The organism is Fimbriimonadaceae bacterium (assembly GCA_019638775.1).
Lineage (GTDB): Bacteria > Armatimonadota > Fimbriimonadia > Fimbriimonadales > Fimbriimonadaceae > JAHBTD01.
Map to the genome: position 1 here is coordinate 1022090 of JAHBTD010000002.1, position 12739 is coordinate 1034828.

General features: G+C 54.9%; 17 protein-coding genes. 2 read left to right on the forward strand and 15 right to left on the reverse strand.

Features of this window, described 5'->3' with window-relative positions; translation table 11 throughout:
• Window positions 1–6: 6 nt before the first annotated feature.
• Entirely contained in the window at window positions 7–1410 is a 1404-nt protein-coding gene (locus tag KF784_10960) for a sulfatase (protein ID MBX3119575.1), read from the reverse strand.
• Between the two features lie 111 nt (window positions 1411–1521).
• Between KF784_10960 and KF784_10965 the strand changes: the two genes are divergently transcribed.
• Both KF784_10965 and KF784_10970 read left to right on the forward strand, forming a co-directional pair.
• A complete protein-coding gene (locus KF784_10965; protein MBX3119576.1) occupies window positions 1522–2781 on the forward strand; it encodes an aspartate aminotransferase family protein in 1260 nt (419 codons plus the stop codon).
• A gap of 158 nt (window positions 2782–2939) precedes the next feature.
• On the forward strand, window positions 2940–4034 hold the full coding sequence (locus KF784_10970) for a hypothetical protein (GenBank protein MBX3119577.1): 1095 nt from the start codon (window positions 2940–2942) through the stop codon (window positions 4032–4034).
• 80 nt (window positions 4035–4114) lie between these two features.
• Here the strand turns inward: KF784_10970 and rplE are convergent, their stop codons facing one another.
• The 14 genes from rplE to KF784_11040 all read right to left on the reverse strand — a co-directional run bounded on the left by rplE (window position 4115) and on the right by KF784_11040 (window position 12711).
• Window positions 4115–4696 (reverse strand): 50S ribosomal protein L5, encoded by a 582-nt coding sequence (gene rplE / locus KF784_10975; protein ID MBX3119578.1) that lies wholly within the window; start codon window positions 4694–4696, stop codon window positions 4115–4117.
• Between the two features lie 90 nt (window positions 4697–4786).
• Window positions 4787–5194: a 50S ribosomal protein L24 gene (gene rplX, locus KF784_10980; protein ID MBX3119579.1), complete on the reverse strand. Its 408-nt coding sequence runs from the start codon at window positions 5192–5194 to the stop codon at window positions 4787–4789.
• Entirely contained in the window at window positions 5194–5565 is a 372-nt protein-coding gene (gene rplN / locus KF784_10985) for a 50S ribosomal protein L14 (protein MBX3119580.1), read from the reverse strand. Before rplN ends, rplX begins: the two co-directional genes overlap by 1 nt.
• A gap of 181 nt (window positions 5566–5746) precedes the next feature.
• Window positions 5747–6091: a 30S ribosomal protein S17 gene (gene rpsQ, locus KF784_10990; GenBank protein ID MBX3119581.1), complete on the reverse strand. Its 345-nt coding sequence runs from the start codon at window positions 6089–6091 to the stop codon at window positions 5747–5749.
• Entirely contained in the window at window positions 6091–6297 is a 207-nt protein-coding gene (gene rpmC / locus KF784_10995) for a 50S ribosomal protein L29 (protein MBX3119582.1), read from the reverse strand. Before rpmC ends, rpsQ begins: the two co-directional genes overlap by 1 nt.
• A gap of 15 nt (window positions 6298–6312) precedes the next feature.
• On the reverse strand, window positions 6313–6903 hold the full coding sequence (gene rplP / locus KF784_11000; GenBank protein ID MBX3119583.1) for a 50S ribosomal protein L16: 591 nt from the start codon (window positions 6901–6903) through the stop codon (window positions 6313–6315).
• Window positions 6904–6909: 6 nt separating this feature from the next.
• Window positions 6910–7731 carry a 30S ribosomal protein S3 gene (gene rpsC / locus KF784_11005; GenBank protein MBX3119584.1) on the reverse strand — a complete coding sequence of 274 codons (822 nt, stop codon included), beginning with the start codon at window positions 7729–7731 and terminating at the stop codon, window positions 6910–6912.
• Between the two features lie 2 nt (window positions 7732–7733).
• Window positions 7734–8390: a 50S ribosomal protein L22 gene (rplV, locus tag KF784_11010; protein MBX3119585.1), complete on the reverse strand. Its 657-nt coding sequence runs from the start codon at window positions 8388–8390 to the stop codon at window positions 7734–7736.
• A 177-nt stretch (window positions 8391–8567) separates the two neighbouring features.
• Window positions 8568–8855 carry a 30S ribosomal protein S19 gene (rpsS, locus tag KF784_11015; protein ID MBX3119586.1) on the reverse strand — a complete coding sequence of 96 codons (288 nt, stop codon included), beginning with the start codon at window positions 8853–8855 and terminating at the stop codon, window positions 8568–8570.
• A gap of 129 nt (window positions 8856–8984) precedes the next feature.
• A complete protein-coding gene (rplB, locus tag KF784_11020) occupies window positions 8985–9818 on the reverse strand; it encodes a 50S ribosomal protein L2 (protein MBX3119587.1) in 834 nt (277 codons plus the stop codon).
• 2 nt (window positions 9819–9820) lie between these two features.
• Entirely contained in the window at window positions 9821–10183 is a 363-nt protein-coding gene (locus tag KF784_11025) for a 50S ribosomal protein L23 (GenBank protein ID MBX3119588.1), read from the reverse strand.
• A complete protein-coding gene (gene rplD / locus KF784_11030) occupies window positions 10183–10842 on the reverse strand; it encodes a 50S ribosomal protein L4 (GenBank protein MBX3119589.1) in 660 nt (219 codons plus the stop codon). Before rplD ends, KF784_11025 begins: the two co-directional genes overlap by 1 nt.
• A gap of 5 nt (window positions 10843–10847) precedes the next feature.
• Complete coding sequence (gene rplC, locus KF784_11035) at window positions 10848–11468, reverse strand: 50S ribosomal protein L3 (protein ID MBX3119590.1); 621 nt, start codon at window positions 11466–11468, stop codon at window positions 10848–10850.
• A gap of 481 nt (window positions 11469–11949) precedes the next feature.
• Window positions 11950–12711: a GNAT family N-acetyltransferase gene (locus tag KF784_11040; protein MBX3119591.1), complete on the reverse strand. Its 762-nt coding sequence runs from the start codon at window positions 12709–12711 to the stop codon at window positions 11950–11952.
• Between the last annotated feature and the right edge of the window lie 28 nt (window positions 12712–12739).

Sequence of the window (12739 nt, forward strand, 5' to 3'; positions counted from 1 at the left end):
GTTCTCCTACCTGGGCACGGGCATCTGCGCCCCAACCTCTTTTAGCCAAAGATCAAGCCTCGCGCTGAGCTTCTTGCGGACATCCGCCTTGGCGTTAGCAAGATCGTGTCGCTCAGAGCCATCACTAGCAAGGTTATAGAGCTCCTCCGTTCCCGACTCATAGAATCGAATGAGTTTGTAATCTCCCACCCGAGCGATGCTGTAGGGAGAAACGACTCCGCCGTTCCAGTAGTGTGGGTAATGCCAGAACAACTCGTCTCGCTTCAACGCCTTAGCCCCTTTGAGGAGTGGCACCAGACTGAGCCCATCCACTGAGTCAGCCTTTGGCAATTTACAAAGATCGAGCAGCGTGGGATAAAAGTCGTTGCTGATTACTGGAGTGTTCACGGTCTGCCCGCCGGTCAATCCAGGCGCTCGAATGATGAGCGGAACCCGCAACCCACCCTCATATGCGAATCCTTTCCCAAGCCTTAACGGAGCGTTTGAGGTTGCCGGTGGTTTACCAAAGTGAACTGCTCCGCCATTGTCCGAGGTAAAGATCACGACTGTGTTGTCGGCAAGGCCGAGCCTGTCCAGCCTTTCAAGAATCCTGCCCACTCCGTCGTCGACGCTCTTGACCATCGCCGCATAACGCGGGTTACCCTGTCCGCCGGAGGGTGTGCGTTCGCCAGCCTCGGAAACAAGCTCCGGCTTGCCCATCAATGGCGCGTGCACCGCATAGAATGGCAAATAGAGAAAGAAAGGCTTGTCCCTACTGCTATCCATGAATCGCAGCGCCTCGTCGGTCAATCGGTCGGTCAAGAACTCGCCCTTCTGTCCGCCGGTCTCGGCTATACCAGGGACACGGTGCGAGTTACCAGGAGCGCCATAGGGCCAGAAAAAGGAGGCAGGATGACCAATGTGTCCTCCGGCGATATTGAGGTCAAAACCGTGCTTCTCGGGCGAAGAATCGGGGCCACCAAGATGCCATTTTCCGATGCTTGCCGTGGCATAACCTTGTCTCTTCAGCGCTTCGGGGAGAGTTGTCTCGGAGAGCGGCAGACTCTGCTGCCACTTCGGAATTGTAAACTTGCTATTCTTGGGCGCTCCTTCCCCCGAAATCCAGTCGGTGAGGTGCAAGCGGGCTGGATATTTTCCCGTTAGGATAGATGCCCTTGTTGGAGAGCATACGGCTGCGGCGGCGTAGGCCTGAGTGAACCTTGCGCTTGTCTTGGCAAGCCGGTCGATATTGGGCGTTTGGTAGTATCTGCTCCCGTAACAACCCACATCTTTCCATCCCATATCGTCGACGAGGATGAACACGATGTTTGGCTTTGGTCGTTGGGTCGTGCCCGACGGCAAATCTGAAGCGCCGCTCCTGAACGCAAGTACACAAAGAATCGCGACTCCTATTGCATGTGTGCTCCTCATCGCTAAACCCGAGTCTACTGGTTCATCTCTGCACACGCCAGACATGGCTCTAAATTCTGCCGAAGGCCCACGTCTCAGTGAGTCGGATAATGTCCGCGATATACTCACACCATGGACGCCGATGCGCTGTATGCCGAAGTCGTCGACAAGTACGCCGAGTACGTCAACCCTGGCCTTGCCCGCCTGATGTCTTTCGCCGGATTCGGCGTCGAAATGCGCGGAGAGGGCTGCTACATCTTTGACCAAGAGGGGCGTAAGTACCTCGATTGTCTCGGGGGCTATGGAGTGTTCTCGTTGGGACACCGCCATCCGAAGATTATCGAGGCTGTGAAAAATCAGCTCGATATCATGCCCCTGAGCGGGAAGGCGTTCTTCAACAAGAATCAAGCCGATCTTGCCGAGAAGCTGGCTCAAGTCTCGCCTGAAGGTCTTCAGTTCACGTTCTTTAGCAACTCAGGCGCGGAGGCGGTTGAGGCAGCTTTGAAGTTTGCGAAGGGCACAACAGGCCGCAGCAAGATTGTCAGCACAAACGGTGGGTACCACGGCAAGACCATCGGCGCACTGTCCATCACCGGGCGAGAGAAGTACCAAACCAAATTCCTGCCCCTCATGCCCGGAGTTTCCTTCGTCAACTACGGCGATACGGAAGCAATGCTTTCCGCCATTGACGAATCCACGGCTGCTTTTATCGTCGAGACGATCCAGGGCGAAGGTGGCATTATCATCGCGCCGGAAGGATATCTTACGGCTGCGCGCAAGCGTTGCACCGAGGTTGGAGCGATGCTGATTGTGGACGAAGTGCAGACCGGACTTGCCCGGACCGGACGCATGTTTGGCTGCGATCATGAAGGGATTAAGCCCGACATCATGACGATGGCCAAGTGCCTTAGCGGCGGCATCATTCCGATTGGGGCGACTATGGGTACTCCTGAGGTGTGGGAAGCGATCTTTGGCTCAAATCCATTGATGCACACCTCCACGTTTGGTGGCAATCCTCTGGCTTGTGCCGCGGGCTTGGCTGCTCTTCAACTGGTCGAAGATGAAGGTTTGGTCGAGCGTTCTCGTGCAATGGGAGAGAAGCTGAAAGCCGGGCTAGCACAGGTTCAGCAGAAGCACGGCGACATGATTTGCAACGTGCGAGGCGTAGGCTTGATGATCGGGGTTGAGTTTGCGATGGACGAAGTTGGAGAATTGACTATCGCCCAGATGCTCAAGCGCAATATGGTTGCTGCGTACACGCTCAACAATCCGCGAGTGATGCGATTTGAGCCTCCTCTCATCATCAGCGAAGAGCAGATTCAGTTCGCAGTTGAAACGTTTGATGCGGCGCTCACAGAAACAAAGGAGCTACTCAAAGAGCTTGTTGGCTAGCGATGCCGTAGAACCGCAGCAGTGCACGAGTTCTCAGCGTCACTTAGTCAGGTTGGCGTTTCATGAAACCACTTACCTAGCTTCGATTGTTTTGATAGGCATAACAAACAAGGTAAGGGGGTTTTGCCTTCGTCAAGCTGTTATGATGGGGAGTATTGATGAGACCGTTGATCTGCGTACTTAGCCTTCTCGCTTTGACTCTATCGGGATGTGGCAATCAAAGCGAGAACGGCGACTCACGGGAGGGCGCTCCTTCTGCGTCCTCGGGCTTTGAACCAGCCTCGCCAAGGCCTACGAATACATCCACAGGCAACACACCAGCGAATACTCCTCCGGCAAAGCCTGACATCACCGTGGAGGGGACTTACAAGAACGCAGAAGGGGCTCAAGCCGAGATTGTTGGCGTCTGTCAGATGAACGAAGCCGACATAGCCTGCTGGACTTATGACGGTGAGCCGGACAAGGATCTGCGCGAAAGGATGCTCGCAGCTCTCAAAGCGCCCCAGTGGGCAAGTGCGAACGTTCCAACGATGAGCTTCAAGTTTGGAAGGAAGAATCGAATCATCATCATGAAGATCACAAGCCCACCTGTTCAGCAGGGCAAACCGTTGGCAAACATAAATGTCGGTGGTGTTGGTTCGGGCGAACTGCGAGGCGGTGTAACCCTTGGTATTGGCCCCTTAACCGGCTACAAATCTGCGGGTACCGGTTCGTACAGCCGTATTGAGTACCGCGTTGTAAGCGAAACCAACGATAAGTCCACGACAAGTATCCGCCTGCTGCAAAACGATCCGATTCAGGAGACCAAAGAGCTAGTTTGCCAAGCTGGTGAAACAGTCAATCTCGCAGGACAAATTTACAAGATTTCGGCGATCTACCCCGGTGTACGAGATCAGTACCTTCAAAGCTTTAACACACGACGTGGGGCAGCATGGACCGTCGCAATCGACCGTAGCAGCATTGACGGGCCACCCGTGATCGCAAGCTTATCGCTGAAGGACACAGAAGGAAACGCGCTCTTATACTCGGATGAGGAGGGCAAACCTTATTCAACCGAGATGTACGTGCGCTCATTTGAACAAAACGGACGTGTTCGGGGCGCAGGGTTAGCGATGAGCACTGTGCACAACACACCTAGACATGTGAGCGTGATCCTTTATGTGGACCCTACAAAAGTTGGAAAGTTGGTGTTGGCGGGGACGCGGACAAAGATCGTTGAGATCGTCGGCATCCCGCTTGACCCGAAACGGTGACGACACACAATCCGATTTTGAAGTAAAGAACCCCGTCGGCAGAGTGCCGACGGGGTTCTTGCTCAAGTTCCAAAGTGGACTTAGTTCTCGCGAAGCGGCAGACCCATCAGCTTTAGGAAGCTGCGAGCCTCATCGTCGGTTGCTGCTGTGGTGCAGATGACGATATCCATTCCGCGAATTCGGTCGAACGAATCGTAAGGGATTTCGGGGAAAACCAACTGCTCTTTCAGTCCGAGAGCGTAGTTACCACGTCCATCGAACGACTTTGAGCTAAGGCCCTGAAAGTCACGAATTCGGGGGAGAACTACGGTCGCCAGCTTGTCGAGGAAGTGATACATTCGATCGCCGCGCAGAGTGACTTTGCATCCGATCTTCATTCCCTCGCGGACCTTAAAGTTCGCGATCGAGTTCTTTGCGACGGTGACGACGGGCTTTTGACCAGCGATGAGGATCAGGTCACGCACTGAGTTCTCAAGGTGCTTCTCGTCGATGCCAGTACCCATGTTGATCACGATCTTCTGCAATCGTGGGATCTGCATAGACGACTTATAGCTGAACTGCTCTTGGAGCTTGGGTACAACCGTCTCTTTATAAACCTTTTTGAGCCGTGGTGCAGGGAGCTTATCTACGGCGATGCCTTCGTTTTTGTCTTTTCTTGCCATTATCGATCTCCTACCGCTTGATTTCTGGCCAAGCGTGCGAGGTCACTTCTTCTTGAGTGAAGGCAGGGATGCCCGCACCACAAAATCCAATTAGTCTTTGACGATGTTGGGCTTGTCTTCGAAAGTCGTTCCCGACTTCTTTGCAAACCGAACGATCTTGTCGCCTTCTTTACGTCTTCCAACCCGAGTCGGCTCGTTTGTCTTGGGATCAAGAACCATAAGGTTGCTCAGGTGGATTGCCTTTGCCATCAGGAAGCGTGAAGACTTCTCTGCGGTCGTGCGAGCCTTCTGGTGCTTGACAGCGGCGTTCAAAGGAATCGGCTGGTCTGCGTTCTCCTCGTTCTCCTTTAGAACGACGGCGCGCATCTTCTTGGGGAAGACGGCGGCAACGAATCCGATTTCGCCCTTGTCCTTGCCGGCGATGATCTTGACCTTGTCGCCAGTTCGAATCTTGAGCTTGACGTTGGATGCGCGAGCGATGATTTCAGCTTTAGTCATTACAGCACCTCCGGAGCGAGCGAAACGATCTTCATAAAGTTGTGATCGCGAAGTTCGCGAGCGACCGGGCCAAAGATGCGTGTGCCACGCGGCTCAAGGTTGGCCGGGTTGATCACGACGCATGCATTGTCGTCGAATCGAAGTGTGGAGCCGTCTTGTCGGCGGATCGCTTTTTTCGTTCGCACGATGACCGCCTTGATAACGTCTCCCTTCTTGATCGGCATATTCGGCGTCGCGATCTTGACAGACGCCACGATGATGTCGCCGACGCCTCCATATCGGGGCTGCGAACCCTTCAGGACGCGGATGCACATGACATCTCGCGCGCCCGAATTATCGGCAACCTTTAATCTCGTAAATTGCTGAACCATTGCTGTCTTCCCTTGTGGCGCCGGCTTTCTATTGGCCTGCGGTCCAACTCAAAACTCTCTTCCTGCTCGGGCTCATGGCCCTTACAAATTCTCTTCGATTAAGCAACGACTGCACGTTGCTTAATTTGTTGCGACGATAAATCGCGCAACAAAAGCGGGGCTGAAGCCCCGCACTCCAAAACTATCGGACCTTTTCGATGATCCGAGTGACGCGCCAGCGCTTCTCTCGGCTAATCGGTCTGGTCTCCATGATCTCCACGGTATCTCCGATGTCGCAACCGACCTCGTCGTGTGCCTTAAACTTCTCCGTACGCTTAACGACCTTGCCATACAGCGGGTGCTGCACGCGTCGCTCTACCTTAACGACAACCGTCTTCGACATGCGGTTGCTGCTGACGACGCCCTGTCGAAGCTTGCGCCGACCTCGATCCTGGCTCCCAGCCTCAACGGCTTCCTTGGGGGCCTTGGTCTTGGCGGCTTTGGGGGCTGCCTTCTTTGTTGACTTCTTCTCGGTAGCTTCGGGCATTAGTCGTTTCCTCGTTTCTTCTCGGCAATCAGCGTAAGGATGCGCGCGATATTATGCCTTCGGGCCTTCAACTGGGCCGTGTCAGTGATCTGGCGAAACACGAGGTCTCGTCGGGCTTTGTAAAGCGCCGCTCTCTCTTTTGCCGCGAGCTCTTCAAGCTCGGGGACCGATTTGTCTCGCAATTCTGCAGCTTTTAATTCCTTCATCTCAATCACAGCGACCTATTCGGTGCTCTCCTCTGCAGGCTCACCGGCAACCTCTTCACCAATCGTTGGCACGTCAGCCGATGCCTCATCGGTTGCGGCAGTTACGGCCTCATCCAGGGCAGCAAGCTCTGCAGCCTGTCGCCGAAGGGCTTTTGCGGTCATCACGAACGGCGTCTTCGGACCGGGTGAATCCGGGAAGTCGCGCAAAGTGACGAACTTGCAGCGCATCGGCATTTTGAAAATCGCCAGTCGCATAGCCTCTTTCGCCATCTCTTCAGAGACGCCTGCCATTTCAAACATCACACGGCCCGGCTTGACGACGGCTACCCATCCTTCGATGGCGGCCTTACCCTTACCCATACGAGTTTCGAGCGGCTTCTTTGTATAAGACTTCTGCGGGAAGATACGAATCCAGACCTTACCGCCACGACGTACGTGTCGCGTCATGGCGATACGAGCGGCTTCGATTTGTCTGCTCGTAATCCATGCCGGCTCCATAGCCATGATCCCGTATTCGCCGAAGGCGATGAAGTTGCCGCGAGTCTCCTGACCCTTCATGCGGCCGCGCATCATCTTTCTATATTTGACCCTTTTTGGCATCAACATGATGTGTTACTCCTCACTCCCAGCGGGGTTTGTCGTCTCCGCAGGCGCAGCCTTGGGCTCCGCCTCAGATTTGAGTACGGGTACTTCGGGAGCTGCTTCAGCGGCGGCAGGAGCGGACTCCTTCTTCGCCTTTACAGGCGCTTCGGCTTCGGCGTCGCGAGCTCGATTCTTATCGATTCGCTTTTCGGGAAGAACCTCTCCTCGATAAATCCAAACTTTAACGCCCACCGAACCGTAGATCGTGTGGGCAAATGTGACTCCGTAATCGATGTCTGCGCGGAGCGTATGAAGCGGAATCTTTCCGACTTTGTCTTGCTCGTTGCGGGCGATTTCGGCGCCGTTCAATCTTCCTGAAACGTGTACCTTAATGCCACGACCGTTCATGCGTACGGCGCGGGTCATCGCCTGTCGCATGGCACGTCGGTGGGATACACGTTTTTCGAGCTGGACCGCAATATTCTCGGCAACGAGTTGCGCGTCAAGCTCGGGCTGGCGGACTTCGGTGACGTTCACTTGAACGGCCATCGTCTTGTCCAACTTGCGCACCTTTCGGTTCAGGGTGTCTGAAAGCTCATTGATGCCTTCGCCCTTCTTACCAATGACAGCGCCCGGTCGGGACGTAAAGATCGTCGCCTTGATCCGGTTCGCTGCGCGCTCAATCTCGATACGGGAGATGATTCCCTTACCGATCTTGTTCTTGATGTATTCGCGAATCTGGTGATCCTGAAGAAGAGACTTATGGTAGTTCTTCTTGTTCTCGTACCAGTGGCTGTCAAAGCCACGGATAACACCTACGCGAAAACCGACTGGATGGATTTTTTGACCCAAATTTACTCCGCTCCCTCTTTGTTCTCTGAATCGCCTTCGGTTGTCTCAGGCGTCTCTGCCGCTTCCTCGACCGGGGCTGATTCTTCAGCGGCGGCTTCGGCAACGGTTTCTTCAACAACTTCCTCAACCGGCGCTTCAGCAGTGGTCTCTTCGACCGGCGCCGCTGCGGTGGCTGTTTCTTCTACGACATCTTCGACGGCGACCGGAGCTTCAGCAACGACCTCTGCGGGGGCTGCCTTCTTCTCTTTTGCCTTGGCCTTCTTAGCATCAGCGAATGACGGCCTCGGCTTTGGCTTGGTGCCATGAGGCTTAATCTTTGCTGGCGGCTCTGCATCTTCGACGACCACAGTGATATGGCTGGTCTTCTTCACGATGCGGAAAGCACGGCCCATCGCTCGAGCCTGAATGCGCTTCATTCTTGGGCCTTCGTCGATCATGATGGTCGCGATACGAAGATTGCCCGGAGACATCCCATGATTCTCCTGCGCGTTGGCCATTGCGCTAATCAGCACGTTTCGCAAAGCCTTTGCCGACTTGCTCGGGTGATAGCGCAGAAGAGAGACAACGTGCTCGGCGTACTTGCCACGGACTTCATCCGCGACGATGCGCACCTTGCGTGGCTGCACTCTCACATATTTTGCAACTGCTCGAACTTCCATTCCGTCTTATCCATAAGCCGATTTTCTCGGCGTGTAGGACGCTGCCTCCTCCGAGGCAAAATAGCGTCAAATTGTACCTTTTTCCACGAGCACCCCTTCAACCTGGGGCCTAGTGTGGCTATTCGATCTCAGCAATCTGCGACCCGGCTTTGTGGCTGATCGCGATTCGCCGTTCGCTTATCTGAGCCTCACCCCTCGATCCGGCATGCTGCCACCGTGTCCGCGATAGGTGCGGGTCGGGGCGAACTCGCCAAGTTTGTGTCCGATCATGTTTTCCGTGACGAACACGGCTACGTGCTTTCGTCCGTCGTGTACGGCGATCGTGTGTCCGACCATGTCCGGCGTAATTGTCGAACGGCGAGACCACGTCTTGATGATCTTCTTTTCTCCAGAGGCGTTCATTCTGTTGACCTTCTTCATCAGATGGTCATCAACAAAGAACCCTTTCTTTAAACTTCTTGCCATTTTTCTCCTGTGTTAACCCTCGCCCTTTTGGGCGGGCAGTGCACTTCTTTTTGGGGCCTTGTGGCTTTGGGTGTTCAGGCGTTCGGTTAGGAAAAGTTCCTTATGCCAAACGCCTTAATGCCCGAATGCCTACTTGCTCCCCCTCCGTCGAACGATAAATTTGTCTGTACGCTTGTTGTGTCGCGTACGCTCGCCAAGAGCCTTGTTGCCCCAACGGTCCACAGGCCCCTTCTTTCGGCCAACCGGCGATTTGGCTTCACCACCACCGTGTGGGTGATCGCGTGGGGACTTGACAACACCACGAACCTTTGGCTTGCGGCCTCGGCCTCGGTTGATACCGGCCTTGCCCATGCGCTCGTTTTCGTGTTGAGCGTTGCCGACTTCGCCAACGGTTGCGCGACAGTCGATGTGGACCATCCGCATTTCGCCGCTGGGCAGTCGAAGCGTGACGTAATTCCCTTCCTTGGCCATGATCTGAGCGGCAGCGCCCGCCGAACGGACCATCTGTCCGCCCTTGCCAGGCTGAAGCTCAATGTTATGGACGAAGTTACCGACAGGGATATTTCTCATCGGCAAACAGTTGCCGGGGAGGATGTCCGCATCGGGTCCGCTCTGAACATAGCTGCCAACTTCCAGGCCCTTGGGGGCAAGGATGTAGCGCTTTTCGCCATCGCGGTAGTGCAGCAAAGCGATTCGGCAGGTTCGGTTCGGATCGTATTCGATCGCGGCGACCTTGGCCGTGTAAGCGTCTTTATCGCGCTTGAAGTCCACGATTCGATAGCGGCGCTTGTTTCCACCGCCGCGCTGGAACATCGTGATGCGACCGGTGTGGTTTCGACCACCGCTCTTCGACATTTTGCCGAGAAGACCCTTCTCCGGTGGCTTCTTAGTGACCTCTTTATAGTCCGAGACGATCTTAAAGCGAACGCCTGGCGAGGTCGGTTTCATCTTGCGAGTGGCCATTTTTAGACTCCGTACTCCTCAAGCAGCTGGCCCTTCTTCAGGGTGATAACCGCCTTCTTTCGCACGGATGTTTTTCCGGCGATGGGGAAGGCGCGCGCTTTGGTGCGAACCTTTTTCGTCTTGCCATGGATCGTGATCGTTCGGACCTTTTCGACGACGAGCTTGTCGGCATCCTTGCGTCCGATGTTGTAGATCGACTCGAAAGCCGATTTGATCTGGATCTTGTTGGCGTCCGTTGCGACGATAAAAGTGTATTGCCGCTGGATATCCTCTTCCTTTTCGATGCGATGATCGCCATAGGAGAGGGATACCGACCGCTCGGTGATGAACGGCTTGATGATGATGGTATGCGGATCTCTAATCATTAGCCCCAAACCTCCTCTACCTTTGCCAGCGCGTCCTTGGCGATCACGATCTTGTGAGCGATCACCACATCGCGGGTGGAAAAGGCGACGGTTTTGGTTCCTTCGCCAGCCTTCGCCGGAGCCGTTCTGACTTCGACGTTGGGCAGATTCCGGAAACTTTTGTAGGTGGTTTCGTCGTAGCTGGGCAGAATAATCAGAACGCGCTTGACCTTATCAGCTCCTAAGGCTGCGAGGAACGCCTGCGCAGCCTTAGTTTTGGACTCTTTAAATGCGATCGCGTCGGCGACGATAACGTCACCGGCGTTGATGCGCGCGGCCAAAGAACCAAGGATCGCGGCTCTGCGCTCGCGCTTGTTCACTTTCTTATCGTAATCGCGCGGGGTGATCGCGAGCGCCATACCACCGTGGGCATAGTGCGGAGCACGGATCGTACCCTGTCGAGCGTTACCTGTCTTCTTCTGCTTGTATGGCTTTCGACCGCCACCTCGAACTTCCGACCGGGTCTTCGTCTTTTGGGTGCCCTGTCGAGAGTTCGACTCTTCTGCAACAACTGTGCGGTGGACGACGTGAACGCTAACCTCGGCTGAAGCAAGCGCTTTGCCAAGATCGACTGTGCCGACCTTTTTACCGTCTTTACCTTTGACTTCTAAACTCGCCATGGCTGTTACCTCTTCTTGATCACAACGAACGCGCCGTTCGGACCGGGGACCGATCCATCGACGAGAATAAGGTTTCGTTCGGTGTCGACCTTCACCACCTTCAATCCAACTTGGGTGACCTGCTCTGCGCCCATGTGTCCGGGCTTGCGGGTTCCCTTAAAAACGCGCTGCGGTCCAGTGGCACCGCTTGAGTTCGGCCGTCGGTGCGTCATAAAACCGTGGGTCATGTGCTGGCCCTTAAAGTGGTATCGCTTCACGCCACCGGCGAAACCGCGACCCTTGCTCTTTCCGGTTACGACGATCACATCGCCCTCGTTGAAGATATCCACTCCAATCTGCTGTCCGAGCTCAAACGCGCTTGTGTCGTCCACGCGGAACTCGCGCATGGTGCGCAGATTGGTGCCGACTCCGGCCTTCTTCAAATGGCCGTACTTCGGAAAAGTGAGCCTCTTATCGCTCATTTCGCCAAAACCGACCTGTACGGCTTTATAGCCGTCTGTATCTTCCGTCTTGATCTGGGTGACGTAAACCGGTCCGGCCTGAATGACCGTTACCGGGATCATCTTCCCTTCATCCGTAAAGATGTGCGTCATGCCAACTTTTGTGCCGAGTATTCCTGGCAGCATCAAACACTCCTTGGGCACCCCGAACCATCGGGATACAAGTTAAGTTCTTTCGTTCAGCTTCTTCTGCTCTTGGGCGATTCTTTTAGAACCGTTGCCCGGGTCAACTTGCTCGGGTCGGCATCGCCGCCAGCTTGAAGCCGTACGATTTCGTTCTCCGATTGCTCGGAGCGCGGGTCAGAGTTATACCCAATTGGAACAGGAAAAGGGAAACAGGGCCTATTGGGGGACGTTGGCAAGTTTTTGTCAGGTGGTCGGCAGGTGGTTGGCAAGTTGTCGGCAAATGGTTGGCAGGTGGCGTTGAGTGTTCAGGCATTCGGGCGTTTAGGCGTTCAGGTCCAAGAGTCGAATCTTTCGTCCTTGCTTCCATCGGGGAGCATCCAGGCTCGTTTCTCGTTCATTCAAACAAGTATTGCGTCTTTGCGACTTTGAGAGAAACAAAGTCGGCGGCGCAAATGCAGTCTTCTCTGGATAGGATAAATCTTTAAACTTTCAACATATGGACGCTGCCCTTGGAAAATCCAAGCCGTTCATAGAAGCCGTGTTTGAACGTGAAGAGAAATACAAAGGCCCCTGGCGCTTCTTCTCGGACAATTTCTATAGCCTCCTCCATCATCGCCGTCCCGATCCTCTTGCCCTGCCAATCGGGCAGCACGGCTACGTCCCAAATGCTGAACCAGCCGGGGGCATCGTACATGATTCGCGTCGTCCCGATCACTTCACCATCAGGGTTTATTGCCACGATGCCTTGCCAGGTGCGATCAAGAACTCCCTCCGGCGCGCCATCTTTATAGAAAGCGCTGCCTGCAACCGTGTCATATTCTTGCTGAGTTGGCATCCGGCGCACGATCTTCACTCCGTGGGGGAACTCGCCCGGTCCTTGCGAGAAATGCGAGGGGTCGCCGGCAAAGCGAAGATGGTATCCGCTCGGATCGCGGACGGTGTACTCCCGTCGGCCCCAAGGCTTGTCTTCAATCGCCGAGACGATCAACGCTCCGTTTTCAAGATGCTTGGCATAAAGTGAATCCACATCCTCGACGCTGATCCACTGCTCTTGGCCCTCGCTGCGCTCAGCCAGCTCCGGGTTGAGACTGAACATGAAGCTGACGTTGCCCCAGTTGGCTCCGCCGAAGTCGGGCGTATCACCCCACGTCCAGCTTGAGGTGAAGCCGAGGACGTCGGTGTAAAACTTAACCGTGGCCTGAATATCGGCAGTGGCCAGAATCGGCGATAGGCTAGTGATCACTTAGAAATCGTACCAGCCGAGACACGAC

Coding starts and splice junctions, on each gene's coding strand:
- KF784_10960 (MBX3119575.1), bottom strand. CDS start 1,410: ATGAGGAGCACACATGCAATAGGAGTCGCGATTCTTTGTGTACTTGCG.
- KF784_10965 (MBX3119576.1), top strand. CDS start 1,522: ATGGACGCCGATGCGCTGTATGCCGAAGTCGTCGACAAGTACGCCGAG.
- KF784_10970 (MBX3119577.1), top strand. CDS start 2,940: ATGAGACCGTTGATCTGCGTACTTAGCCTTCTCGCTTTGACTCTATCG.
- rplE (MBX3119578.1), bottom strand. CDS start 4,696: ATGGCAAGAAAAGACAAAAACGAAGGCATCGCCGTAGATAAGCTCCCT.
- rplX (MBX3119579.1), bottom strand. CDS start 5,194: ATGACTAAAGCTGAAATCATCGCTCGCGCATCCAACGTCAAGCTCAAG.
- rplN (MBX3119580.1), bottom strand. CDS start 5,565: ATGGTTCAGCAATTTACGAGATTAAAGGTTGCCGATAATTCGGGCGCG.
- rpsQ (MBX3119581.1), bottom strand. CDS start 6,091: ATGCCCGAAGCTACCGAGAAGAAGTCAACAAAGAAGGCAGCCCCCAAA.
- rpmC (MBX3119582.1), bottom strand. CDS start 6,297: ATGAAGGAATTAAAAGCTGCAGAATTGCGAGACAAATCGGTCCCCGAG.
- rplP (MBX3119583.1), bottom strand. CDS start 6,903: ATGTTGATGCCAAAAAGGGTCAAATATAGAAAGATGATGCGCGGCCGC.
- rplV (MBX3119585.1), bottom strand. CDS start 8,390: ATGGAAGTTCGAGCAGTTGCAAAATATGTGAGAGTGCAGCCACGCAAG.
- rpsS (MBX3119586.1), bottom strand. CDS start 8,855: ATGGCAAGAAGTTTAAAGAAAGGGTTCTTTGTTGATGACCATCTGATG.
- rplB (MBX3119587.1), bottom strand. CDS start 9,818: ATGGCCACTCGCAAGATGAAACCGACCTCGCCAGGCGTTCGCTTTAAG.
- KF784_11025 (MBX3119588.1), bottom strand. CDS start 10,183: ATGATTAGAGATCCGCATACCATCATCATCAAGCCGTTCATCACCGAG.
- rplD (MBX3119589.1), bottom strand. CDS start 10,842: ATGGCGAGTTTAGAAGTCAAAGGTAAAGACGGTAAAAAGGTCGGCACA.
- rplC (MBX3119590.1), bottom strand. CDS start 11,468: ATGCTGCCAGGAATACTCGGCACAAAAGTTGGCATGACGCACATCTTT.